This window comes from Mycolicibacterium moriokaense (assembly GCF_010726085.1).
GTDB classification, from domain to species: Bacteria; Actinomycetota; Actinomycetes; order Mycobacteriales; family Mycobacteriaceae; genus Mycobacterium; species Mycobacterium moriokaense.
In genome coordinates, this window is sequence record NZ_AP022560.1 from 5,920,263 (window position 1) to 5,944,889 (window position 24,627).

25 protein-coding genes and 2 riboswitches are annotated in these 24,627 nt (G+C 66.0%); of the genes, 7 read left to right on the forward strand and 18 right to left on the reverse strand.

The features are described from left to right. Positions 1-30: 30 nt before the first annotated feature. The 6 genes from G6N43_RS28900 to G6N43_RS28925 are packed head-to-tail and all read right to left on the reverse strand — an operon-like array spanning position 31 to position 6,271. Positions 31-1,230, reverse strand: a complete 1,200-nt coding sequence (locus G6N43_RS28900; protein ID WP_083150616.1) for a thiolase family protein — start codon at positions 1,228-1,230, stop codon at positions 31-33. Next, positions 1,212-1,619, reverse strand: a complete 408-nt coding sequence (locus G6N43_RS28905) for a Zn-ribbon domain-containing OB-fold protein (protein ID WP_234810070.1) — start codon at positions 1,617-1,619, stop codon at positions 1,212-1,214. Before G6N43_RS28905 ends, G6N43_RS28900 begins: the two co-directional genes overlap by 19 nt. Beyond that, on the reverse strand, positions 1,616-2,839 hold the full coding sequence (locus G6N43_RS28910; RefSeq protein ID WP_083150617.1) for a CaiB/BaiF CoA transferase family protein: 1,224 nt from the start codon (positions 2,837-2,839) through the stop codon (positions 1,616-1,618). The genes G6N43_RS28905 and G6N43_RS28910 overlap by 4 nt, the downstream gene beginning before the upstream one ends. Beyond that, entirely contained in the window at positions 2,836-3,885 is a 1,050-nt protein-coding gene (locus G6N43_RS28915; protein ID WP_083150660.1) for a phosphotransferase, read from the reverse strand. The genes G6N43_RS28910 and G6N43_RS28915 overlap by 4 nt, the downstream gene beginning before the upstream one ends. A 9-nt stretch (positions 3,886-3,894) precedes the next feature. Beyond that, positions 3,895-4,728, reverse strand: coding sequence for a mycofactocin-coupled SDR family oxidoreductase (locus G6N43_RS28920; RefSeq protein WP_083150618.1), 834 nt, complete (start codon positions 4,726-4,728; stop codon positions 3,895-3,897). A gap of 16 nt (positions 4,729-4,744) precedes the next feature. Further along, positions 4,745-6,271 carry an AMP-binding protein gene (locus G6N43_RS28925; protein ID WP_083150662.1) on the reverse strand — a complete coding sequence of 509 codons (1,527 nt, stop codon included), beginning with the start codon at positions 6,269-6,271 and terminating at the stop codon, positions 4,745-4,747. Positions 6,272-6,400: 129 nt separating this feature from the next. Between G6N43_RS28925 and G6N43_RS28930 the strand changes: the two genes are divergently transcribed. Beyond that, positions 6,401-7,198, forward strand: a complete 798-nt coding sequence (locus G6N43_RS28930; RefSeq protein ID WP_083150619.1) for a class I SAM-dependent methyltransferase — start codon at positions 6,401-6,403, stop codon at positions 7,196-7,198. Here the strand turns inward: G6N43_RS28930 and G6N43_RS28935 are convergent. After that, complete coding sequence (locus tag G6N43_RS28935) at positions 7,158-8,702, reverse strand: high affinity choline transporter 1 (protein ID WP_083150620.1); 1,545 nt, start codon at positions 8,700-8,702, stop codon at positions 7,158-7,160. The two genes, G6N43_RS28930 and G6N43_RS28935, sit on opposite strands and share 41 nt — an antisense overlap. A 27-nt stretch (positions 8,703-8,729) precedes the next feature. After that, positions 8,730-8,836: riboswitch (guanidine-I (ykkC/yxkD leader) on the reverse strand. Positions 8,837-9,063: 227 nt separating this feature from the next. Beyond that, positions 9,064-9,131: riboswitch (guanidine-III (ykkC-III) riboswitch) on the forward strand. Between the two features lie 9 nt (positions 9,132-9,140). Between G6N43_RS28935 and G6N43_RS28940 the strand changes: the two genes are divergently transcribed. The 3 genes from G6N43_RS28940 (at position 9,141) to G6N43_RS28950 (ending at position 12,068) form a co-directional block, all read left to right on the forward strand. Next, positions 9,141-10,289 (forward strand): agmatinase family protein, encoded by a 1,149-nt coding sequence (locus G6N43_RS28940; RefSeq protein ID WP_083150621.1) that lies wholly within the window; start codon positions 9,141-9,143, stop codon positions 10,287-10,289. A gap of 76 nt (positions 10,290-10,365) precedes the next feature. Then, a complete protein-coding gene (locus G6N43_RS28945; RefSeq protein WP_083150622.1) occupies positions 10,366-11,178 on the forward strand; it encodes a carbon-nitrogen hydrolase family protein in 813 nt (270 codons plus the stop codon). Beyond that, the gene (locus G6N43_RS28950; RefSeq protein ID WP_083150623.1) at positions 11,175-12,068 is read left to right on the forward strand and encodes an LmeA family phospholipid-binding protein; all 894 of its coding nucleotides are present in this window, start codon (positions 11,175-11,177) and stop codon (positions 12,066-12,068) included. Before G6N43_RS28945 ends, G6N43_RS28950 begins: the two co-directional genes overlap by 4 nt. Positions 12,069-12,071: 3 nt before the next feature. On the opposite strand, the gene G6N43_RS28955 is transcribed toward G6N43_RS28950, so the two are convergent. From G6N43_RS28955 to G6N43_RS28995, 9 genes are all read right to left on the reverse strand, one after another. After that, positions 12,072-13,865, reverse strand: a complete 1,794-nt coding sequence (locus G6N43_RS28955) for a zinc ribbon domain-containing protein (RefSeq protein ID WP_234810071.1) — start codon at positions 13,863-13,865, stop codon at positions 12,072-12,074. Further along, complete coding sequence (locus G6N43_RS28960; RefSeq protein WP_083150624.1) at positions 13,862-15,439, reverse strand: S53 family peptidase; 1,578 nt, start codon at positions 15,437-15,439, stop codon at positions 13,862-13,864. The genes G6N43_RS28955 and G6N43_RS28960 overlap by 4 nt, the downstream gene beginning before the upstream one ends. A 4-nt stretch (positions 15,440-15,443) precedes the next feature. Further along, a complete protein-coding gene (locus G6N43_RS28965) occupies positions 15,444-15,749 on the reverse strand; it encodes a hypothetical protein (RefSeq protein WP_083150625.1) in 306 nt (101 codons plus the stop codon). Positions 15,750-15,881: 132 nt separating this feature from the next. After that, positions 15,882-16,562, reverse strand: coding sequence for a deoxyribose-phosphate aldolase (gene deoC / locus G6N43_RS28970; RefSeq protein ID WP_083150626.1), 681 nt, complete (start codon positions 16,560-16,562; stop codon positions 15,882-15,884). Then, positions 16,563-16,973, reverse strand: a complete 411-nt coding sequence (locus tag G6N43_RS28975; protein WP_083150627.1) for a DUF2599 domain-containing protein — start codon at positions 16,971-16,973, stop codon at positions 16,563-16,565. A 7-nt stretch (positions 16,974-16,980) separates the two neighbouring features. Then, positions 16,981-17,277 carry a DUF2516 family protein gene (locus G6N43_RS28980; protein ID WP_083150628.1) on the reverse strand — a complete coding sequence of 99 codons (297 nt, stop codon included), beginning with the start codon at positions 17,275-17,277 and terminating at the stop codon, positions 16,981-16,983. Positions 17,278-17,350: 73 nt separating this feature from the next. After that, positions 17,351-17,971 (reverse strand): heparin-binding hemagglutinin, encoded by a 621-nt coding sequence (locus G6N43_RS28985; protein WP_083150629.1) that lies wholly within the window; start codon positions 17,969-17,971, stop codon positions 17,351-17,353. Then, positions 17,964-18,473, reverse strand: a complete 510-nt coding sequence (locus G6N43_RS28990; RefSeq protein WP_083150664.1) for a helix-turn-helix transcriptional regulator — start codon at positions 18,471-18,473, stop codon at positions 17,964-17,966. The genes G6N43_RS28985 and G6N43_RS28990 overlap by 8 nt, the downstream gene beginning before the upstream one ends. A 93-nt stretch (positions 18,474-18,566) precedes the next feature. After that, complete coding sequence (locus tag G6N43_RS28995) at positions 18,567-19,898, reverse strand: DUF445 domain-containing protein (RefSeq protein ID WP_083150630.1); 1,332 nt, start codon at positions 19,896-19,898, stop codon at positions 18,567-18,569. 138 nt (positions 19,899-20,036) lie between these two features. On the opposite strand from G6N43_RS28995, the gene G6N43_RS29000 reads away from it, so the two are divergent. The 3 genes from G6N43_RS29000 (at position 20,037) to G6N43_RS29010 (ending at position 22,244) form a co-directional block, all read left to right on the forward strand. Further along, a complete protein-coding gene (locus tag G6N43_RS29000; protein ID WP_083150631.1) occupies positions 20,037-20,741 on the forward strand; it encodes a TetR/AcrR family transcriptional regulator in 705 nt (234 codons plus the stop codon). Positions 20,742-20,745: 4 nt separating this feature from the next. Continuing rightward, positions 20,746-21,609 carry a polyphosphate kinase 2 family protein gene (locus tag G6N43_RS29005; RefSeq protein WP_083150632.1) on the forward strand — a complete coding sequence of 288 codons (864 nt, stop codon included), beginning with the start codon at positions 20,746-20,748 and terminating at the stop codon, positions 21,607-21,609. A gap of 137 nt (positions 21,610-21,746) precedes the next feature. Beyond that, positions 21,747-22,244: a type IV toxin-antitoxin system AbiEi family antitoxin gene (locus G6N43_RS29010; protein ID WP_308206524.1), complete on the forward strand. Its 498-nt coding sequence runs from the start codon at positions 21,747-21,749 to the stop codon at positions 22,242-22,244. Here the strand turns inward: G6N43_RS29010 and G6N43_RS29015 are convergent. Then, positions 22,238-23,053, reverse strand: a complete 816-nt coding sequence (locus tag G6N43_RS29015) for a 3-hydroxybutyryl-CoA dehydrogenase (protein WP_234810076.1) — start codon at positions 23,051-23,053, stop codon at positions 22,238-22,240. The genes G6N43_RS29010 and G6N43_RS29015 overlap by 7 nt on opposite strands. A 143-nt stretch (positions 23,054-23,196) precedes the next feature. Beyond that, positions 23,197-24,483, reverse strand: a complete 1,287-nt coding sequence (gene aceA / locus G6N43_RS29020; protein WP_163658257.1) for an isocitrate lyase — start codon at positions 24,481-24,483, stop codon at positions 23,197-23,199. Positions 24,484-24,627: the final 144 nt, after the last annotated feature.

Sequence of the window (24,627 nt, forward strand, 5' to 3'; positions counted from 1 at the left end):
TGACAGCCGTCTGCCACTTATGCCGACAGGCTATATCGGCGCGGAGGAATAGGCAACGACGCCGCCAAAGTGCGGCGATGCCTGGCAGGCGATTCCGATCGACACGTCGCGCTGTCGCTCGCCCGCGCGGCGCGCCAACTGCAGGTAGCACTCGAGCATCTGGGGCACGCCGTGCATGCGGCCGTTGCCCAACGCACCGCCACCGGACAGTGCCGGGACCGCGCCGGGTTTGTCGGCGTCGATGCCGCCTGACTCGACGAAGCGATGCGCCTCCCCGACCGGGCACACTCCCAGCACCTCGAGCCAGAACCAGACGAACGGCGAGAAGCCGTCATACACCTGCGGCAGGTCGACGTCGCCGATGCTCAAACCTGTTTGCGCCCAGAGCCGTCGCGCGGTCTCTGCGCCCCCGTCCAGGATGTCGTCGAGCGGCCAGTGCAAGGGCAGTCGGCGGGGCGCACCGGGACTGCCCGCATAGCCGGCGACGTACACCGGCCGATTCGGCAGATCCTTGGCGCGTTCTGCGGACGTCAGGACGAAAGCGGCGACGCCGTCGACCGGGATGTCGCAGTCCAACCGGCAGACCGGATCGACCAGTGTCGGTTCGGCGAGGTAATCGCCGACCGTCAGCGGCCGGTCCCGCCAGTACGACCACGGTAGGCGTGCACCGTTCTTGCGGGCCTCCGTCACGACGGCGGCCATCGACTCCCGCCGTGCGCCGAAGCGCTGCAGATACTCGTTGTAGGGCAGTGCGATCATCGCCAACGGGCCGAAAAACCCCTGTGGCGCAGTCCATTGTGTGGCGCCGCGCGCCTCGCGCATCGCGTTGCCGTGGTAACTGCCGGCGGGGTTGTGCAACGCCCGGTGGACGAGGACGTAGTCGGCGGCACCGCTGATCACCGCGTTGACTGCCATCGCGACCGACCCACTGACCTGACCGATGCCGTCGAAGCCGGCGACGTACCGGGGCGACGCCGACAGACTGCGTGCAAGCCACGTCGACGACACCGTGCTGACCCCGTCGACCACCTGATGGCCACCCGCCGCAGGCAGCAGGCTCGAGCTGACGAACCCGTCCACCGCGTCCACCGACAGCCCCGCGTCGGCGACGGCGGCCCGCGCGGTGTCGACGGCGATGGCACCGAGCGGGCGGTCGGCGCGCCGTTCGATCGTGCTCTGTGCGTAGCCGACGATCGCGACCTTGCTGCGGATCATGTCGCCAACTCCCATGCCGGGACGGCAATTCCGTCGGCAAGATCCTCGAAGGCCACCCGCACGTCGGCACCGAGACGCAGGTCGGCATCCAACCCGTCGAGCAGGCGTCCGATGACGCGCAGCCCCTTCTGCTCGGTGAGTTCGACATCGACGAGCACGAACGGCACCTCGAAGCCGGGCAGGAACGACTGGCGCACAACGGTCCAGGACCGCACCGTGCCGCGGCCACTGACCGCGGTGAACTCATAACGGGGTTCGGTCGACCCACAGGCCATGCACACGACATCCGGCGGCAACGCGAGCGTGCCGCAGTGCCTGCAGCGGGCCACGGTCAGCACGTGCCGGGCGGCGGCTTCCCAGTAGGGCGCCGACGATTCGTCGGGCACCGGCAGCGGGCGCGTCACGGGATCACGCCGGCCTCGGCGAGTTCGGTGATGCGGTCCCAGTCGTAGCCGAGTTCGACGAGGACGGCCTCGGTGTGCTCACCGTGCTCGGGCGCACGCCGCAGCGGCGGAGGCTGGCCGTCAAATTGCACTGGCACCGAAGGCAACCGGTAGCTGGTGCCATCGTCCATCTCGACCTCGCCGATGTAGGAGTTCGCGATCACCTGCGGGTCCTCGATGACTTCCTCGATCGACTGGATCGGTGACCACGGCGCATCCATCGAGGCGAGGACATCCTTCCACTCGGCCAGCGTCTTGGTCGCGAACACGGCGTCGAGTTCGGCGACGCATGCCGCACCGTTCGCTCGCCGGCGGGGGATGTCGACGAACCGTTCGTCCTCGGCGAGGTCGGGCCGCCCGATTGTGCGGCAGAACTCTTTCCAGTACCGATCCCCCTGAAGGAACATCAGCTGGATGTGGCGGTCGTCCTTCGTGCGGTAGGTTGCCGTCAGCGGGCTCATCACAGCGGTGCGCCCCGAATTACGCATGACGTCACCGCCATTGAGCGCAGCAAGCAGATCAGACGACAGCATCCACATCGCCGTCGCGAGCAGCGATACGTCCACCACCGAACCGGTGCCGGTGCGCGTGCGCTTGAGCAGTGCGGCGGCGATGCCGAACGCAAGCGCCATCGCACCGTTGCGGTCCCCCATCGCGCCGCGCTGGCTGATCGGATAGTCCCGTTCGGGCGGGGTGAGAATGTGCCCGACGCCGCCACGTGCCCAGAACGCCGAGGCGTCATAGCCGGGTTCGTCGGCGTCGGGCCCGCGGATGCCGAACCCGTTGCCGCGCGCGTAGATAAGATGGGGATGCCGCTCACGGACCGCATCCGCGCTGAGGCCGAGCCGCTCCAACGCGCCGGGTCGCAGGCTGGTGAGCAGCACATCGGCCGATGCGAGCAGCTCGTGCAGCACGTCGAGACCCTTCGGGTGTTGCAGGTCGAGCGCAACCGACCGCTTGCCCCGATTGGCAAGTGCCATCGAGAGATTCACGCCACCGCGATCCGTTCCGATACCCTGGGTCGCCAATCCCCTATAGGGGTCGCCCTCGAGGCGCTCGACGCGAACGACGTCGGCGCCCCAGTCCGCGAGCAGCGCCCCGGCGACGGGGACGAACACCCACTGCGCGAGTTCGACGACGCGGATGCCCTCGAATGCGCCGGAGGTCGGGTCTACGCTCATCGTGCCGCCGTTCCTACATGGTCGGTCACCGCGGTGCCGAGGCGTTCGAGCAGCACCGCGATGACGTCGGGTTTGACCTTCGTGGTGATCGACCACAGAAAGAAGCCGTGAATCATGCCGTTGGTGATCGCCGCCCAGGCCTCGCCGAATGGCATCGTCGAGATTCCTTGGGCGGCAAGTGCATCGAGATAGTGGTGCAGCAGGTCTCGTTCGGACGCGCGCCGCAGGTCCGGAGACAGGGTCGCTGCGATCAGATACCCCACGTCGACGTCCCAGAAGCCGCGTTGCACGAGCTGCCAGTCGACCATCCACGGACGTCTTTCGGCGTCGACCATGATGTTGCCGACGTGCGCGTCGCCGTGAATGACGCACCACTGTGCGTTGCCATCCGGCGTGCGGCCGCTGACCCTGCTGTGCGCAGCAAGTAGTTGTCCGGCGTCGCGCACGGCAGGAGGTGCACCAAGACCGTTGGGCCCGTTGAGATTCGCCGACATGATCTCCAGAGTGCGGGCCGCACCCCAGGCCTTGACCGCCGCGCCCAGCCGCGGCTGCAGCCACGTCGCGTCTGCCCACATCTGCGCGCGCCAGGTGGTGGCGTGCAGCCGCGCGAGCTCGGTCAGGGCATCGGCGGCCTGATCGACGTCGAACGGACTATTGCCGTCGAGGAAGTCGCCGCCTGCGGCGGCCTCGTCGCGGGTGATGACGACACCGTGTCTGCTGTCCGGATGCACATCGGCGTACACGCAGTGCAGCGTCCTGATACCCGATACGACGGCGAGGTCGCGGTAGAAGTAGGCCTCCGGTTCTCCGACGTGCGCGATGTGACGGCCCAACTCACTGAAGTAGCCTTTGATGCACAGGTGCCGCGGCAGGTCGAAATCGCCGTCGTAGTCGACAATGAACCGCGCATTGGTCGACAGTCGTTCGACCACCGGACCCCGCTGCACCGCACGGATCTCGATACCAGGGAACCGCGGCTGTAGCGCCTGCGTCAGCCACCCCGGCGACAGCGCGACGTCGATGTCTTCGGGAACCGCAACGCCCATGTGCACCACCTACTTCAAGCAGCTGCCCGCGTCGATGGGAAGTGGTACCCCGGTGACGTAGCGCGACTCGTCGGATGCCAGGAACAGTACGGCGTTGCTGACGTCGATGGCGTCGACCCACGGGATCGGCAGGATGTGGAAGTTCTGGCAGATCGGCGCCATGTCGTCGGGTCCAGGGTTCTCCAGGTCCGGCCGGAAGGTCCGGAACGTCGACTCGTTGAGCAGCAGCGTGGTGCTCACGTGCGTCGGGTGCACCGAGTTCACCCGGATCGAGAACTGGCCCAGCTCAACGGCGAACGTGCGCATCAGCCCAACGACACCGTGTTTCGCGCTCACGTAGTGGCCGACGTGCGGGTACGCCTTCAGGCCGCCCACCGAACTCGTCAGGATCACCGATCCGCCACGTCCGCCTGCCTTGATGTGCGGCACACCGGTCTTCACCGACTTCCACACGCCGGTGAGGTTGACATCGAGCATCTGCTGCCAGCGCGACTCGTCCATCTCGTCGAGCATCGCTCCCGGCGTGCCGATGCCCGCGTTGGCCACGATGATGTCGAGGCGGCCGAGTTGTTCGACCCCGCTGTCGACCGCGGCCTGCAGCGCGTCGAAGTCGCACACGTCGACCTCGGCTGTGACGATGCGGCGGCCCTGTGCCTTGACGAGGTCTGCCGTCTCTGCGAGATCGTCCGGCGTCGAGCCCGATGTGGTGTTCTCGATCTGACGGCAGATGTCGACTGCGATGATGTCGGCGCCCTCTTCGGCGAGCCGTACCGCATGGCTGCGACCCTGTCCGCGCGCTGCTCCGGTGACGAAGGCGACTTTGCCTTCCACCCGTCCAGTCAACGAATTCTCCTTGCTTTTAGCTGTTTTCGCGAATCTGTTGTCGCACCAGATATTTCTGCACCTTGCCGCTCGCCGTGCGCGGGTAGTCGTCCACCTGCCGCAGTTCCTCCGGCCATTTCTGCCGGGCCAGTCCGAGCGCTGCGAAGTGGGTGCGGACGTCATCACGGGTGGGCATCGTCTCGCCGGGCCGGAGTCTCAGGACCGCCACCACCCGCTCCCCGAAGGCTTCGTCGGGACCTGCGACCACGACTGCCTCGGCGATCTGCGGCATCGCGAGCAGCGCCTCCTCCACCTCGAGCGCGCTGACGTTCTCGCCGCCGCGGATGATCACGTCGGCCTTGCGGTCGGTGATCGTGAGGTAGCCGTCGTCGTCGAGTACGCCGATATCCCCGGTGTGATACCAGCCGTCGGCGTCAAACGCCTTCTCGGTCAACGCCGGATCGAGATAACCGATGCACATGTCCGGCCCACGGGACAGTATCTCGCCGTCCGGTGCGAGACGGATCTCGACGCCCAGGCGGGCGTCTCCGTCGGTGCACAACCGTTTGTCCACGGGCGCGTCGGCGCGAGACGCGGTGATCGACGGGTGTTCGGTACTGCCGTAGGACCGAGTGACCAGCAGGCCCAGGTCGGTCAATCGTCGCGTGACCGCCACCGGGATCGCCGATCCGCCCAGCCCCAGGTACGACATCCACTGCAGATGTTCGTCGGTGAAGTCCGGGTGGTCCAGCAGGCTGGTGATGAAATACGCTGGCCCACCGCCGAATCGGACGCCGTGCCGCAGCATCAGCTTCAGCACGAGGGCCGGATCCCAGGCATCGCACAGGTGGATGGGCAAGCCCTCCAGCACCGGGCGCAACAGCCCGCCGAGCATGCCGATGAAGTGGCCGACCGGCAGCGGCATCACCATGCCAGCCGTGTTTCTCGGGTGGCTGTCGTCGATCTGACGGAGCTCGAAACCCAGCGTCTGATGGGTGTGCACAACGCCTTTGGGGTCGCGCGTCGTTCCCGAGGTGAACGCAATGAGCGCAGGCGCCGAAGCATCGGTTTCGACGGTGCCTTGCATCGGTTCGGGCGCAAGCAGCTCGTCGAAATCGCGGTCCACCACCGCCACGATCGGCACGCCCGCGCTCACCTCGGGCTGGTAGGACATCCGCCCGAATTCCTCGGCGGTGATGAACACCTTCGGCCGCGCGGTGCGCAGTATGTAGCCGAGTTCCTTGGGGCCGTAGAAGTGCACGATGGGCACGACAACCGCACCCAGCAGCGTCGACGCCCAGAACGTCGCCGCCGCCTCCATCCAGTTCGGCAGCTGCAGCGCAATCACATCGCCGGGCCCCACCCCACGGGACCGCAGACCGGCTGCCAGTCGGCGCGCGACGAGTTCGACGTCGGCGAACGTGCCCTCGTATGGCCGGACCGCGGAGTGCACCCAGAACGCGCAGTCGGGTTGGTCCGCGAGGGCCCTGGACAACAGATCGCCGAGAGTGTCCGATGTCCACCACCCCTCGGATTCGTACCGAACCCGCAGCTCCGCGGGCATCGGCCGGGAGGTGACATGAAACACAGTGCTCACAGTAGAACGCGACTCTCGCCCAAACAAGGGTCAAACTATTGACCCGGGCGCGGCGTGGTTCAGGGGCAACACGGTCCGTCGGCCTAAAATCGCAGCATGGGCGCCCCTGTCGGACAGCTGACGCGGGGCACCACCGGGTACAACCGACTGCGCCGCAGCGACCGCTGGCTGGTGCATTCGCCACGGGTGCGCGCCGCGCTGCTGTCCACCGCCGAGCCGTTGGTCATCGACCTCGGCTACGGCGCGCTGCCGGTGACCACCCTCGAACTGGCCGAACGCCTGCGGGCCGTGCGCGGCGACGTGCGCGTCATCGGCCTCGAAATCCACCCCGACCGAGTGGCGTCGGCACAGGCCGCCGGCGGCGAAGGTGTCGAATTCGCCTTAGGTGGTTTCGAACTGGCCGGCCGACGGCCGACGCTGGTGCGGGCGTTCAACGTGTTGCGTCAGTATCCGGTCGACGCGGTGGCCGAGGCGTGGTCGACCATGCAGCGTCAGCTGGCTCCCGGCGGGCTGATCATCGACGGCACGTGCGACGAGCTCGGCCGACTGTGCTGTTGGGTGTTGCTCGACGCCGACGGTCCACTGAGCCTCACGATGGCCTGCGACCCGTTCGCCATTGAGCGCCCTTCCGACCTCGCCGAGCGGCTGCCGAAGGTGCTGATCCATCACAACGTCGAGGGTCAGCCGATTCACACGCTGCTGACGGCGGCCGACCGGGCGTGGGCCACCGTCGCAGGGCACGGTGTCTTCGGTCCGCGGGTTCGCTGGCGCGCAATGCTGGATGCACTGCGCGACAGGAATTTTGGGGGCTTCCCCATCGATCCCCCGCGGCGGCGAATGCGTGACGGCGTGCTTACGGTGCCGTGGCCAGCCGTGGCTCCGCTTCCGCACTGACGGGCTCCGCCTCGGACACCTCGACGGCGGCCAGCGCGTCGTCGACGTCCTCGGCCAGCCTGATGTCCAGACCCCGGATCGGTGAAGCGGGCGTCAGCAGCGCGATGACCACGTAGGTGACCAACGACGCCGCGAACGCGATGAACGTCGGCCATCCGTCGAACGACGCATCGATCAGCCCGTTGGGGATGTACAGGATCGTGTTCTCGAGGCCGTACATCGTCGGCGTCATCACGAACAGCACCAGGCGCACCGCGAGGCCGATCACGATCGAGACGATGGCCGCGGCGGAAGTGCCCTTGCGCCAAACCAATCCGAGGATGAACGGCACCACCAGACACGCCAGCAGCAGATCGAACGCGAGCGTCAGCAGGATGCCGGTCTGCTTGACGTAGATCGCGATCAGGATCGAGACGAGCGTCATCGGAACCATCGCGGTGCGGGTGGCCCACAGCAGCGGGTCCCGCTGGCCCGGAACATGAACGCGCCGAACGCCGCCCAGGTTGCGCACCGAAACGTTCGATATCGCGAGGATGGCCCCGTTGGCGGTGCTCATGGAGGCCCCGACCAGGCCGCACAGCACGATGATGGTCAGGAACAGTGGCGCGTACTTGTCGAGCAGGACGAACAGGATCGGCCCGTCGAGTTCCTCGGGCATGAACGCCTTCGCCGAGAGCACGACGAGGCCGAACGGCACGCAGATCGCCACGACGCCGGTGGCCGCACCGAAGCACGCACGGCGTGCGGTCTCCGGCGACTTGGCGGCGAACACCCGCTGCATGAAGTCGATGGCGACGATGTCGCCGATGCCGAGCGCGATGAGCGTCGCCCAGTTGATCACTGCGCCCTGCGCGGGATCGGTCATCTGGCCCATGTCGAAGGGGCCCATGCCCTCGGCGATCGCGATGCCGTGGGTGGAGGCCATCCAGATGAGCAGGCCGACGGCGCCGACGAGTACCAACGCCATCTGGATGATCGCGGTGTACGCGTCGGCGATCAGGCCGCCGGTGCCCGTGTAGGCCACCGCGAGCACCGCGATGATGACGGTGCCCAGCCAGTAAGGGATGCCGAGGAAGTAGTTGAAGAGGAACCCGCCCGCCACCAGGTTTCCGGCGACGAGGATGCAGAACCCGACGATCAGCATCACCGACGCAGCAATCTCGACAACCCGACCGAAGCGCAGTCGGTAGTAGTCGGGGAAGGACGTCAGGCCCATCCGGTTCATCGGTTTGGCGAAGAACAGGCCGGTGAAGAACAGACACAACGCGAGCCCCAGCGGCAAGCAGGCACCCGCCCAGAACCCGAACTCCGCAGCGAGGTCGGTGTTGCCGAGCGTGGCGTTGGTGTCGACGGCCGAACCCATCAACGCGCCGCCGACCAAGACGAGCGGCAGCATCCGGCCACCGACCAGGAAGTTGGCGCTGTCGCCGGCGATTCGCTTGGAAGCCAGGAAGCCGACGAGCACGACGACGGCGATGCTGATTCCTACGCCGAGAAGAATCATGGGGAGTCTCCTAGAAACTAGGTTGGAGCCTCCCGGGCTTTTGTCCCGCCGTGGAACGACCGGCGTCGCTGCGCAGCCGCTTGCGTCTCTCGGACCAGACCCGGCGAGCCGGCGGAACCCTAGGCGCGCCTCACACAACCGAATGTGAGTCGTCGATCAGACAAACTCCGATCCGTTACGGCGGTTCGCGCGTCGTGTTAACGATGCGTTGCAGTTCCTTCACCGCCTCCTTCACGGCCGAATCTGAAGTTCTGCAGGTAATCCGGTGGTTTCGCCTGCACAACCTCAGATTCGGTTGGGCCGCATTGCCGTTACCCCCTGCCGGGTTCGCGAATCGCTGCCAAGATATGGACCCAGGAGCCGGCCAGCTTTCCGGTGGGCTCCCCGGACGAGGTGCGTCGTACCCGGCTTGCGACAAGACGGCGCGTGAGGAGCCCCGTGACCGAGCAGAACGTCAACCAACCACTCAACGCCGAAGGCGCATGGGCCCAGCAGGCCGAGGCACGACTGCCGGAGCGCCGCGAACGCGAGGAGATCGAGCGCAGCCTGGCGTACGGCCTCGAGGCGGCGCCGACGATCAACGACCGTCGCATCTCGACGTTCGTTCGCGGCGAGCTGCCCCATTTCGCGGGTGAACGCGGAACGTTCCTGAAGTGCCCGTTCATCGAGGACGTGAACCAGGTCGACGACGCCGAGGTGGCGATCTTCGGGGTGCCGCTGGACGCGGGGGCGACGTACCGGCCGGGCACTCGCTTCGGCCCACAGGGAATCCGGCGCTCCACCAACCTGTTCGGCACCTACAACTACGAGTCGGGTGTCGATCTGCGCGAGCAGCTCAACATGGTCGACATCGGCGACGTGTTCACCATCCCGGGCAACCTGGAGAAGTCCTTCGACCAGATCAGCCAGGCCATGGCCCACGTCGTGTCGAAGGGCGTCATGCCGGTCGTGCTCGGCGGCGACCATTCGATCGGCTTCCCGACCATCCGGGGCATGACGCCGTATCTGGACGGCAACGTCGGCATCATCCACTTCGACCGCCACGTCGACACCCAGGAGTCCGATCTCGACGAGCGCATGCACACCACCCCGTGGTTCCACGCCACCAACATCAAGAACGCGCCCGCGACCAACCTGGTGCAGATCGGGATCGGCGGCTGGCAGGCGCCCCGGGCGGGCGTCAAGGTCGGCCGGGAACGCCAGTCGACGGTCATCACGGTCGGCGACGTCGAGCGGGTCGGTGTCGAGAAGATCGCCGAGATGGCGCTGGAGATCGCGTGGAAGGACGCCAAGGCGGTGTATCTGTCGTTCGACATCGACGTCATCGACGCCGGCTTCGTGCCTGGCACCGGTTGGCCCGAGCCGGGCGGCCTGCTCCCCCGCGAGGCGCTGAACCTGGTCAAGATGGTGTCCGAACCCGGCCTGGCAGGCATCGAGGTCGTCGAGTGCTCGCCGCCGTACGACTGGGCGGAGCAGACGGCGCTGCTGAGCTCGCGCGTGATCCTCGACAGCCTGGCCGCCCAGGTGCGGTCCGGAAAGCTCGGCAAGAAGGCCGCGTCGCTCGACCGTCCCGCCTGGGGCCCGTAACCCAGCGATTTGTGTGCGTTTAGGAGTGCTGAGCGCGCCGAAACGCGCACAAATCGCGAAAAAGTAGGCTGGTCGCATGCGCGTGGCCCTCGCACAGATCCGTAGCGACACCGACCCGTCGATCAATCTCGGCCTGGTCGACGAGTACACGCGCCGCGCCGCCGACGCCGGTGCACAGCTCGTGCTGTTCCCCGAGGCGACGATGTGCCGGTTCGGGGTTCCACTCGCCGCGATCGCCGAGCCGCTGGACGGGGCGTGGGCGACGGGTGTCCGACAGATCGCCGAGCGAGCGGGCATCGTCGTCGTCGCAGGCATGTTCACCCCCGCGGACGACGGCAGGGTGAAGAACACGCTGATCGCGACGGGACCAGGAGTCGACGCGCACTACGACAAGATCCACCTCTACGACGCGTTCGGGTTCAAAGAGTCGGCCACCGTGGCACCCGGCCACGAGCCGGTGATGATCACGATCGACGGCGTCGGCGTCGGCCTCACGCTCTGTTACGACGTCCGCTTCCCCGAGCTGTACATCGAATTGGCCCGCCGCGGAGCACAACTCATCACCGTCCACGCGTCGTGGGGCACCGGCCCTGGCAAGCTCGAGCAGTGGACGCTGCTGGCTCGCGCCCGCGCGATCGACACCACCGGGTTCGTCGCCGCGGTCGACCAGGCCTATCCAGGCGACGAGATCGCCGCCCTCGGGCCGACCGGGGTCGGCGGCAGCCTGGCCGCCTCGCCGACGGGTGAAGTCCTCGCATCGGCGGGTGACGACCCGTCGTTGGTCATCGCCGACATCGACGTCGACGCCGCCAAAAAGGTGCGCGAAACCATCGCGGTGATGAACAACCGCGTGGACCACTCGTGGGGTAAGGCAGAATCGCGGGGATGACAGACCCCTGGGACCCCCGGAACCAGCCACCGCAGCGACCGCAGGCCCCGTACCCGCAGCCACCCCAGCAGCAAGGCCCGCCACCGGGGCCGCCGCCGAGCTACACCCCGCCACCTGCGCCGTCGCAGGAAGAGCCCGCACCTGAGAAAAAGGGGTTCCTGCGCGATCCGCTGTCGATCATCCTCGTCCTCATCATCGTGGTGGCGGTGGTCGCGGGCACGCTGATCGGCATCGAGCTGTACGCCCGCAACGAGGGCGAGACCAGGGTTGCGAACGCCGTCGAATGTCTCGTCGAAGACAAGGCCGAGGTGTCGTTCGCCTTCATGCCGCCGTTCCTGACGCAACACCTGTCGCGCCACTACTCGAGCCTGCACATCGAGACGGCGGGAAACCAGATCCGCGATCTGCAGGGGATGAAGGCCGATGTCACCGTCAAGGATGTGAAGCTGGCGGAGGACGCCGGCTCCGGCGGCGGCGGCACGATCGGCTCGCTCGTCGCAAAGATCAACTGGACCGCCGAGGGCATGACGCAGTCCATTCAGAACGCGATTCCGCTCGTCGGTTCCCTCGTCTCCGGCGTCACGACCAACCCGTCCGACGGCACCGTCGAGCTGGAGGCGGCGCTCGGATCCATCGTGACCAAGCCGGAGGTTCGCAACGGCGCTCTGACCCTGCAGGTGAAGGAGTTCACCGGACTCGGTTTCACGCTGCCGCGTGAGTCCATCCAGCCCGCGCTCGATTCGCTCACTTCGCAGCTGACGCAGGAGCTGCCGTTGGGTATCAAGGCCGATTCGGTGAAGGTCACCGAAACCGGTGTCGAGTCGCAGTTCTCGACCCAGAACGCGACGATCCCCAAGAGCGAACAGAATTCCTGCTTCGCCAGCATCTGACGATCAGGCGTCGGGGTCTTTCCAGCGAAAGCTGTTGATGTACTTGCCCATATCCATGGCGAGTTGCATGTTGACGCCCGACGGATGGCCCGTGCCGAAGTCCCTGGTGAACTCGTGGTACGGACCGACCGCGGCGGCCACCAACGCGTAGTCGTACTTGATCGAGACCATGACGAGCACCCGCAGATGGGTGAACGTGCTGCCTGCGTCCTGCGGATACTCGTCGGCGACAACGCCATACCCGGGCTCGTATCCGACCATGGCGTTGGGGATTTCGTAATCGACAGTCGCGTTCGGATACTTGTCCTTGATCAGGCCGAGCGTGATCTCCTCCGGAGTACGGCCGTCAGCGGGCATGCCGAACAACGCCATGGTTCCGGTGTCACCGCCGTTGAATTTCAGGTCGACGCCGTCGTCGGCGAGCGTCGCCTCGTATGCCGTTCCCGGGCCGGGATACTGGACCGAGAACCGACCGTCCGGTGAGATGAAACGCGGATAGGATTCGATCGGTTCGCCGATCGGCGGCCGCCCGCAGTCCGGCGGGCACACATACGCCGGCTTGGCGGGTGTGGCCACCAGCGAGATCGTAACGCCCGCTGCCGCAACGACTGCCACGGCGATGCCCAGCTCCGTCAGCAGTCTCCTGTTGGACGTTTGGCGTACCGCTTCGGTATCGCCGTCCGCCGCGGCGCGCCGCGCGACGCGCGCTGCCCGCGAGGCCGCGTGATTGGCGACGCCGCAGTTGGGGCAGAACGGCATCTCGGGTACGACGGTGTTGCACTGCGGGCAGAGCTCCCGCGCGTTCGGATCGACCGGTTCCTGCTGTTCGTTGACCAGAGCGATCTGCACGCCGATGCGCAGTGCGACCATTGCGAGCACCGCGAACAGGAAGTACAGCGCGAACTGCCAAAGTAGCGGGATCTGCCAGAGATCCATGAGCGCAATCGCGGCGTACAGGCCAAGTGTGACAAGCACACTGACGGCGATGACGGATCGGCGGCCGAACCACAGTGCGACACCGACCAATCCGCCCAACGACGCCGAGGCCACGGGTACCGCGATGACCTGGATTCCCGCCTGGAGGACGAGATTGTCGATCGGACGGGGACCGGCGGTGACGCCCGTCTCGAACAGCGGGGCCAGCCGGGTCAGTGTCCATGCGGCGGTGAACATGGTCGCGCCGAACGCCCCGATCACGAAGCCGTCCAACGATTCCCAGGTTTTCGGTCGCATCAGCCGCATCACCACCGCCGGGACCAGGGAGAGGATCCCGAACCCGACGGGGACAGCGAACGTGGAAATGATGTCGAACCAGGTGAGCTTGTAGTCGGCGTTGACGAATGCCACGGCGGCGGGATCAGCGAGCAGGGCGCCGGTCACGTAGGCCCAGCCGACACCGAGGACGATCCCGATCACCGCCGTCAGCACGAGCGATCTTCTCGGTATGTCGTCGTCGACCTCCGACTCGTGCAGATAGAGCACGAAAAGCAACGGAAGACCGAGCGCCCCGACCGTGATCAACGGCGCTTGCCAGCCCAGCAGGGCGAGCGCGGTCAGGACGAGGAACAGCAGTGCCAACCCGACGCGGAACGGGAGCAGCGCCCGCTTCGCCAGGTGCGGGAACAACGACGTCGCGACCGACGGCAGCAGGGTCGACTCGCCCGTCGTCGCCGCGTACGCCCTGCGCCTTCGAGTCGCTCCCCGACGCGCGCCGCAGAGTCCGCAGAACGCCGCGTCGGGTACTTCGGTTTCGCATGCCCGGCAGACCATGGTGGCTGTGTCACCGGGACTGGTCACCGAGGCGAGACCCCCTTCTGGAGTTCGAGGAAGTTCTGGGCGAGGTTGTAGACGTCGGGGGTACCCAGGCCTGACACCAGGTCATAGCCGGGGCCCGCGAAGTCGACCGCGTTGCCTCCGCGAACGATATCGCGGAACCCGGGCAGACTCGCGCCCTCGGCCACGCGATACAGCATCGCGTTCGCATTCCCGATCGGTCGACCGCCGTTGGCCTCGAGGTACTGGTTCATCAGCACGGTGAACGCGGCCCACATCGGCGCGGCCTGCGAGGTGCCACCGCCGAGGACCTCGGTCTGCTTGTAGATGAATCGGACGCCGGTGAACGGATCCGCGAGTGCGGAGACATCGGGCGAGAGGCGTCGACCTTCGGTGTCGCGTTCGACGCTCAGCCGTCTCTGCCACCTCGGACGTTCGAACAACGTCGACACCCCGCCGCTGGTGCCCTGCGAAAGGGGGGAATCCACCCAGGCGTATTCGCCAACCCACTGTCCGCGCGGGGTGGTCGACAGGGTGGTGCCGCCGACCGTGGTCATGTTCGGTATCGACGAAACCGCGTCCAGCCCAATGTCATCCGGGCCCGGAGGTGCTGACCAGTCCTCGCCGCTCTTGCACTCCAGCCCCGCGGTATCGCCGCTCGCATCGAATGCCGAGGTGCCGCGCCGTTGCGCTGCGACCAGCGCGGCCTGCACCGGTGCCAAATCCGCTGCGGTGACCAGCTTTTCGCAACCCCACCCGATCGACAGGCTCCACACCGCGCCGGGGAACTGGCGATCGACGTCTTCGAACAACTTGCCGATCTTCTCGTAGGCGCCGTCACCCTCGACCGTGGGGCGGGCGTTGACGACGACCAGCTTCGCATCGGGCGCAATCGCATGCGCCACTTGAAGATCCATCGCCGTTTCGCCGTGCTGCTCCGCTGGCTTCCCACCGACGATCTCGGGGGTGAAGCGGGGCAGGCCGGAGGTATCGGCAAAGAGGTCGAGGTCCGCTTGGTCGGCGCTGTCGAAGGCGAAGAACACAATTGTCTCCCCCTCGCCGGTGAAGCCCTGTTCGGCCAGCGGGGTCGCGTCGTACGCCTGCAACAAGCCGTCCGGCGTCAAACCGCCCCACCGGACGTCGAGCGGCAGGAATCCGGGACTCGCCGTGTGGTGCGGCGTGTAGCCGTTGATCCGGCCCATCCCGGTCACGACGCCGCGCAGCGGTGCGGGTATCGACGGCTGATGTGTGGACGCATAGAACACCTGGCCCTTGCGTCCCCGGTAGTCGTGGATCGGAACGCCGAACGCCCGTTCCATATCCGGCGCCGCGCCCTCGACCACCGCCCAGCCGTCGTCGGGCCGCGCGCGGACCCACAGGCCGGCATCGGCGGCCCACTGGGTCAGCGCGCCCGCCTGGGTGGGATCGGCGAGTGTGACGGTCACCTGCGCGTCGCCGGCCTGCGAGGGCCCCAGGTCGGAGGAACTCGCGAGCAGCGACGCGTACGGACCGGTGATGACATCGGGAGATTGCCGTGCGCAGGCTGCGCCGGAAGTGACGATCAGCGCCGCTGCCGCGAGCGCCGAGAGTCGGCGCACCGTCTCAGTGGTGACCCGGCAGGCTGTGATGACCCGGTGCCTGGGTGCCGGCCGGCGGCGCAACGACGGTCGGCGAGAACGGGTTCGGCGAGCCGGGATCGATGCGGGGCGCATTCTCCGTCGGCGCGACGGTCGCGGAAGGCGACGTCGTCGTTGTGGTGGTGGTCGTGGTGGTCGTGGTGGTCGTCGAGGTCTCCGGCGCCTTCTCCTCTTCCTTCGCGCACGAGGCGGTGAAGAAGCCCATAGCGGCGATGGCGGTGAGTCCCGCAACCGTAGAAGCCTTGCGAAGCAAATATCTCTGCGTAGTCATATCACACACCATAACCCAGATTACCTGGGCAATGCGCGGTATCTGTGCAAGTAGATGCGATTTTGGCACACTTGTAACCTACACTGAGCAAAATATTTTTGTTTGCGTCAAATGTTGTTGTATTCATATTCGCTACTCGAGCCCGTCGAGCACGGATCGAGTCCCTGACAACCCTAGTCGCGTCGCTCCGGCGTCGAGCATCGACAGCGCATCTGAGGTCGTGCGAATGCCCCCACTGGCCTTGACCTCGACGGCAGGACCGACAGCCGCAACCATCAGCTCCACCGCCCGCACCGACGCGCCGCCCGCAGGATGGAATCCCGTCGATGTCTTGACGAAGTCCGCCCCGGCATCCGCCGCCGCCCGGCAGGCGGAGCGCAGTGCCTGCTCCCCCACGATGCTGAGCAACGCCGCCGACTCCAGGATGACCTTGAGCACGATATTCGGTTCGATGGCGGCCCGGACCGCTGCGACGTCGGCTTCCACCGCAGCGAAATCACCGTCTACCGCGGCCCCGATGTCGATCACCATGTCGATTTCAGCGGCCCCCGCCGCCACCGCCAGGCGGGCCTCTTCGGCCTTGATGACCGAAAGGTGCTTACCCGACGGGAATCCCACGACGGCCGCGACGGGCCGCTGCCCGGTCTTCGCAGCGGTGACCATGGGCGGGGACACACAAACCGCGTACACCCCGAGTTCGGCAGCTTCCTCGACGAGGCGTGCGACGTCGCATTCGGTGGCTTCGGGTTTGAGCAGAGTGTGATCGATGAGCGCGGCGACGTCGGCGCGGCGGTAGCTGTGCCGCGAGGGCATCTAGAACGGTTCCTCGGTGCCGCCCGGGTTGCAGCCGGTCGCCAACAGCGTGGTCTGGTCGACCTCCGGCCGCCAGGGCTCCAGATTCCAGCTGATCTTGCCGGGCTGGCCCCGTTCGGCGAATTCCCAGTGGCAGACGAACTGGTCCCACATACCGGGCATGTCGGCGTCCGGCGACAGCGCCAGCACTTCCGACCACGCCTGGTTGACGGCCGCGTCGGTGGCGACGGTCGAGGCTTGCCGCCCCGCGGGCGTCGGGTATACCCGCAGGCTGGACAGGTCGCCCCACTTGGCCCATTCGACGTGGTCGATATACGGGGGAGGCGGTAAGGGAACGGCGGACGCAGCGGGCGCGCAGATCAGGGGGACGAGAACCGTCGCGACCGCAACGGCTGTACGCAAGAAACGCATCGACGCGCTAACGGGACTTGCCCTGGATCTCCAGGATCTTCGGCCGCACGTCGACGAGATAGATACCCGTGGCGACCGCGGCTATCGCGACCGCGAAAACCGACACCCCGGCGAGACTGGTGAGCAGTGCGAAAGCACCTGCAGCACCGAGGATTAGCAACCAAACCGGCTTGGTGAGCTTGCCCGCCGCGGTATATGCGTCCGGACGCTGCATGGCGGCGTGGACGAAGGCGTACAGGGTGAAGGCCAACACCACGACGGCCAAAAGCAAGAGGATGTAACCCGCCAGAGTTTGGAGCTGCACACTCCAAGCGTAGGCGGGCTACGTCCCCGGGTCGACTCTGAGTCGCCCAACCGGGCGACTCAGAGCCGAAATGCTACTTCTGCGTGACCTTCTTGGCAGCGGCCTTCTTGGCCGGAGCCTTCTTGGACGGGGCCTTCTTGGCGGGCGCCTTCTTGGCAGCGGTCTTCGCAGGAGCCGCGGCCTTCTCGGCCTTCTTCGGCAGCTCGACGCCGACCAGCTTGGCGGCACGCTCGCCCACCGCGCGGGTCTGCGAAGCGACGTTGCCCAGCGCCTCCTGGGTCAGCTCGACGGCCTGGTCCGAGTAACGCTCGACGCGACCGGCGGCCTCCTCGAGGGCGGGCTGGTTGCGCAGCCGCTCCAGAGCGGCCTCGCCACGCTCGACGAGCTTGTTGTACGACGACTGCGCGGCCTCGGCGTAGCTCTCGGCGAACTTGCGCAGTTCCTCGGAGGTCAGACGCTCACGAAGGTCGCCGAACTGCGTCGGCAGCTCCTCCTGCAGCTTCGTGACGCGGGCGCGGGTCTCCTCCACGCGGGTCTCGGCGTCGGACCGGGCCTCGCCGGCACGCTCACGCAGAGTCGCGACGATCTCGTTGACGCGCTCCAGGGCCAGGTCGGCGGCGCCAACGGCGGCGAGCAGCGGGGCCTTGAGGTCGTCGGCGGTGGGCTGGCTCTTGCCCGTGGTCTTCTTAGCCATTGGGGTGATTCCTTTCATCTTCTTCGAGATTTGGTGCTTCGAGATTTGACGTTGTGCTTCCGACTAATTCGGGTGTCGAGATGGTCTGGTCAGTCGTCGGCTCCTCGTTGTTCGTCGCTGCGGCGTCGTTCTTCTGCGCCTCGTTTTGTTGAACAAACGACGTGTAGATCTCGAGCAGCACCTGCTTCTGCCGCTCCGTGATCGCCGTGTCGGTGATGATGACGTCGCGGACTTGGTTGTTCTCGCTGGGTTCCAGAATTCCGGCCCTGATGTAGAGAACTTCCGCGGACACTCGGAGTGCCTTGGCGATCTGGTTGAGCACGTCGGCTGAGGGTTTACGCAATCCCCGCTCGATCTGGCTGAGATAGGGATTGCTGACGCCGGCCTTCTCGGCCAACTGCCGCACCGATACCTGTGCTGCCTCGCGTTGCGTGCGAATGAAGGTGCCGATGTCCTGCGCAGCGTTGGACACCACAGCGGCGATGTTTTCATCCTGCGGCACGCGCGAAACCCCCTCGTGCATCGGGTAACCGGTTAGCGACAGCGCCTACCGTACGCTGGGGTGCTAACTTTTGCAAGCACTAGTTAGCGCAGGTCAGAAGAGTAGCTGGGCTATCGAATAGATCGCCAGGCCCGCCAGCGAACCCACCACGGTGCCGTTGATGCGGATGAATTGCAGGTCACGACCGACATGCAATTCGATGCGGCGACTGGCCTCGTCGGCGTCCCACCGCTCGATCGTCTCGGTGATGATCGCTGTGATCTCGGCCCCATATTCGGTGACCAGGTGCTGGGCCGCCCGGATAATCCAGTTGTCGACCTTGTCGCGCAGGTCGGCGTCGTCGCGCAGCGACTCTCCGATGTGCACGACCGAGTCGGCGATCCGGGTTCTCAGGGCCGACGACGGGTCGTCGACCGACTCGAGGAAGATCCGCTTGGCGGTGGCCCAGGCCGTCTCGGCGGCCTTGGCGACCTCGTCGCGGGCCATGATCTGTTCCTTGACGTTCTCGGCGCGCGCAATGGTGGCGTCGTCGTGCTGCAGGTCGTCGGCGAACTCGAAGAGGAACCGGGTGGCCGAGCGCCGCAGCTCGTGTTCGGGGTTACGCCGCACCTTGTCGGTGAAGTCCATCAGCTCGCGGTGGATGCGGTCGCCGACGAGGTGGTCGACCCAGCGGGGCGACCAGGTGGGTGAATCCCGCTCGACGACCCGCTCGATGATGTCGCCCGCATTGAGCGACCACTGGAAGGCGCGGTCCGCAAGCAGTTGCAGCAGCGCCTCCTGGCGCCCTTCGGCGAGCAGCGAGGCGAGCACCCGCCCGATCGGCGGTCCCCACTTCGGTTCGGCTATGCGTTTGACGATCATCCGGTCCAGCACATGTTGCACGTCCTCGTCGCGCAGCATCTCCACCAGAACCCTTAACACCGTTGATGTTTCGGCAGCGACGCGCTCTGCATGCAAAGGTTCGGAGAGCCACTTGCCCAGCCGCCCAGCCACCTGCGCGTCGCGCAGTTTGGTCTCGACGACCTCGGCCGACATGAAGTTCTCCCGGACGAACGTGCCCAGGCCCTCGCCGAGCTGGTCCTTCTTGCGCTTGATGATCGCGGTATGCGGGATCGGGATCCCCAATGGGTGCTTGAACAGCGCCGTGACCGCGAACCAGTCGGCGAGCGCGCCGATCATGCCGGCTTCGGCGGCGGCACGGACGTAGCCGACCCATCCCGGCGCTGTGCCGGTGGACTGTGCCCAGGTGCAGACCAGGAAGATCGCGGTGGCACCGAGCAGGAACGACAGCGCGACGAGCTTCATCCTGCGCAGGCTGCGTCTGCGCTCGGCGTCCGCGGCACTGTCGGCGCCTGCCAGCGACTCGGCGAAGCTACGACGGGGCGGATCAGCGGCGGCATCACGCCGGTTCGGCAACGGCGTCATCGCCCGTGCGCCGACGTTCGGTCTGTGTGCCACCCCTACATCATCCGCTACATCCGGAGTGGCGGGCCGAGCCGACAGCCCCTGGAGCCAAGATCGCCCGTACTATCGAGGGGAACTAGGGAATGGATTACGGCGATCGTGGCACAACAAACCTCGTCCGTCGCGGTCAAAACCGATGGCCGCAAGCGACGCTGGCACCAGCACAAGGTGGAGCGGCGCAATGAACTGGTGGACGGGACCCTAGAGGCGATTCGGCGCCGCGGCAGCAACGTCAGCATGGATGAGATCGCGGCCGAGATCGGGGTGTCGAAGACCGTGCTCTACCGCTACTTCGTCGACAAGAACGATCTGACGACTGCGGTGATGATGCGGTTCGCGCAGACCACCCTGATCCCGAACATGGCCGCGGCCCTGTCGTCGAACCTCGACGGCTACGAGCTGACCCGGGAGATCATCCGGGTGTACGTCGAGACGGTGGCCTCCGAACCCGAGCCGTACATGTTCGTCATGGCCAACAACTCGGCCAGTAAGAACAAGGCCGTCGCGGACTCAGAGCAGATCATCGCGCGCATGCTCGGCGTGATGCTGCGCCGCCGGATGGCCGAGGCGGGCATGGACACCGGCGGCGCGTCGGCGTGGGCGTTTCACACCGTCGGCGGTGTGCAGTTGGCGACGCACTCGTGGATGTCGAACCCGCGCATCACCTCCGACGAGCTGATCGACTATCTGACGATGCTGTCCTGGAGCGCGCTGTGCGGCATCGTCGAGGTCGGCGGCTCGTTGGAGAAGTTCCGCCAAATGCCCCATCCGTCGCCGGTGCTTCCGCCGAAAAAGCTTGACTGACCGCATGAGCGAGTCCGATCTCCCGTCGCTGTGGACGCACGAGCCGCATACCCATCTCGAGTTCCGTCCCGGCGACAAGGTCGCCGACATCGACACCAGCGCCACGCCGGGATTCAAGGGCAACAAGGCTGACGCACCGACGCTGCAGGCCGAACGCAACCAGCGATTCGCCGACCTGCAGGAGATGCTCTACGCCAACAGTCGATCCGGCGATCACAGGTCGATACTGCTGGTGCTGCAGGGCATGGACACCGCAGGCAAGGGCGGAATTGTCAAACATGTTGTGGGAGCAGGTAATCCACAGGGGATCCGGTACACCAGCTTCGGTAAACCGACCGAGGAGGAGCTCTCGCACCACTATTTGTGGCGAATCTGGAAGGCGCTGCCGGGTGCTGGCGAGATCGGCGTCTTCGACCGCAGCCACTACGAGGATGTGCTTATCGTGCGGGTGCACAACCTGGTTCCACCGGAGGTGTGGGGCGCGCGCTACGACGAGATCAACGCGTTCGAGAAGGAACTCGTAGACGGCGGTATCACGCTGATCAAGGTCGCGATGTTCGTCTCGCTGGAGGAGCAGAAGGCGCGGCTGGCCGAACGGCTCGAGCGTCCCGACAAATACTGGAAGTACAACCCCGGGGACATCGACGAACGGCTGAAGTGGCCGCTTTATCAAGAGGCCTACCAGGCGGTGCTGGACAAGACATCGACGGATTATGCGCCGTGGCATGTGATTCCGTGCGACCGCAAGTGGTACGCCCGACTGGCCATCACCGAGCTGCTGATCGAGGCGCTCAAGGGACTCGACTTGTCGTGGCCGCCAGCCGATTTCGATGTCGAGGCGGAGAAGAAGCGCCTAGCCCAGGCCTAATCTTTGACGCCGAGTGCACGTTTCGCGCCTCTGCCCACGCCTCGCGCCGAAACTACGGTTTCTGACGGATTTCGTGTAATTTTCGTCAGAAACCGTAGTCTCGGGAACCGATCAGTCGGCTCATGCGCCATATATGAATGCAACGCATCATCGTGGGCAGTGAAGCCCTGGCTGCGGGGACAGTCACTCGACAAATGTTGCGCACCAAGTACGTGAAGCTGCATCACAACATCTATGCCCCAGTCGACATGACGCTCGACGCAAGGGATCGAGCCTTCGCAGCATGGCTTTGGTCACGTGGTGAGGCGACACTCGTCGGGCACTCAGCAGCAGCGATGCACGGCACGAAGTGGATCCCTAGAGACGCGCCCGCCGAACTCGCGCGAATCCGTCATGCCGCAACACGAGACATCATCGTGCGCAACGACACCATCCGCGCCGACGAGATATGCGTACGAGGCAGTATCGACTGCACAACGCCTGCCAGAACCGCTTTCGACATCGGACGGCGCGTAACCGGCGATAGCGCGATCATTCGTGTCGACGCCCTCCTGAACGCGACCGGCTGCAAGGTTTCAGAGGTTGAGTCGATCGCGGCGATTGTGCGCCGAGTCGCGCACGCCCTCGCTCAGTAGGTGTAGAAGCCCTGGCCCGACTTCTTACCCAACCGGCCCGCCTCGACCATCCGCAACAACAGCGGAGGCGGGGCGTAATTCGGGTCCTTGTACTCCTCGTACATCGAGTCGGCGATCAGCTTCATCGTGTCGAGCCCGATCAGATCGGACAGCCGCAGCGGGCCCATCGGATGCGACAGCCCCGCGACGATCGCCGTGTCGATGTCCTCGACCGAAGCCACTCCCGCCTCGGCCATCCGAATGGCCGACAACAGATACGGCACCAGCAGCGCGTTGACGATGAAACCCGAACGGTCCCCGCAGCGTACGACCTTCTTACCGAGTTTCTCGCTCGCGAACTCCTCCACCCGCGCAATCGCAGAGTCAGAGGTCACTAGGGTGTTGACGAGTTCGACCAGCGGCAGCACCGGGACCGGATTGAAGAAGTGCAATCCCAGCACCCGCGACGGATTCTTCGTCGCCGCAGCGATTTTCATGATCGGGATGCTCGACGTGTTCGATGCCAGCACCGCGTCGGGGTCGGTGATGATCTCGTCGAGCTGAGCGAAGATCTTGCCCTTGACCGTCTCGTCCTCGACCACGGCCTCGATCACGAGCTGGCGATCGGCGAGGTCGGCGAGGTTCGTCGTGAACGTCAACCGCGCCAACGCGGCGTCGCGGTCAGCTTCGGAGAGCTTGCCCTTGCTCGCGGCGCGCTCCAACGACCCGGTGATGCGCTTGCGTCCCGCGTCGAGCAGCGCGTCGGTCGGTTCGTAGACGACGACATTCGCACCGGCCTTCGCCGACACCTCGATGATCCCCGAGCCCATCTGTCCGGCTCCGACGACACCTACCCGTTCGATACTCACTTCGCTGTCTCCTCACAAGCATCAGGCCCCGCCCAATATAAGGACGGGGCCTGATGACAAGCCGTTGGGCCTCGTGAGCCTACTGGGCCTGGCTTAGTGGGTTCCTAGTGGAACTGACCCTCTTCGGTCGAACCCGCAAGCGCGGTGGTCGAGCTGGTCGGGTCGACGGTGGTGGCGATCCGGTCGAAGTAGCCGGCGCCAACCTCGCGCTGGTGCTTCGTCGCGGTGTAACCCCGCTCCTCGGCGTCGAATTCGCGCTCCTGCAGCTCGACGTAGGCGCTCATCTGGTTGCGGGCGTAGCCGTAGGCCAGATCGAACATCGAGTAGTTGAGGGCGTGGAAGCCGGCCAGCGTGATGAACTGGAACTTGAAGCCCATCGCGCCGAGCTCCTTCTGGAACTTCGCGATCGTCGCGTCGTCCAGGTGCTTCTTCCAGTTGAACGACGGTGAGCAGTTGTAAGCCAGCATCTGGTCGGGGAACTCCGCCTTGACGCCCTCGGCGAACTTCTTGGCCAGCTCGAGATCCGGAGTACCGGTCTCCATCCAGATCAGGTCGGCGTACGGCGCGTAGGCCTTGGCGCGCGCGATGCAGGGCTCCAGACCGTTCTTCACCCGGTAGAAGCCCTCGGCGGTGCGCTCACCGGTGATGAACGGACGGTCACGCTCGTCCACATCGGAGGTGATCAGCGTCGCCGCCTCGGCATCGGTACGGGCGATGACGACGGTCGGCACGTCGGCGACGTCGGCGGCCAGCCGGGCCGAGGTGAGCGTGCGAATGTGCTGCTGGGTCGGGATCAGCACCTTGCCACCGAGGTGGCCGCACTTCTTTTCCGAAGCCAGCTGATCTTCCCAGTGCGACCCCGCGACGCCTGCGGCGATCATGGCCTTCTGCAGCTCGTAGACGTTCAGTGCGCCACCGAAGCCGGCCTCACCGTCCGCGACGATCGGGGCGAGCCAGTTCTCGACGGAGGTGTCGCCCTCGACCTTGGCGATCTCGTCGGCACGCAGCAGCGCGTTGTTGATGCGGCGCACCACCTGCGGCACCGAGTTGGCCGGGTACAGGCTCTGGTCCGGGTAGGTGTGGCCGGACAGGTTCGCGTCACCGGCGACCTGCCAACCCGAGAGGTAGATGGCCTTCAGGCCTGCGCGCACCTGCTGCACGGCCATGTTGCCGGTCAGGGCGCCCAGCGCGTTGACGAACTCCAGGTCGTGCAGCTGGTTCCACAGCACCTCGGCGCCGCGACGGGCGAGGGTGTGCTCTTCCACCACGTGGCCCTGCAGAGCGACGACGTCCTCCGGGGTGTAGGTGCGGGTGACGCCCTTCCACCGCGGGTTGGTGTCCCAGTCGTGCTGGATCTGTTCGGGTGACTTCGGCGTTCCGACGGTGGACATTGGTGCTCCTTCGCGTGCGCGTAGCTGGCGGTGGCCGGCTTGCTAATCCTTGAACAACTTTGGTGTTGCGCTTATTCGAGGATGCACTACGACATATATGCAGGTCCAGTCGCTGTGATTGCCAATTTCGCCAACCGTCCGCCT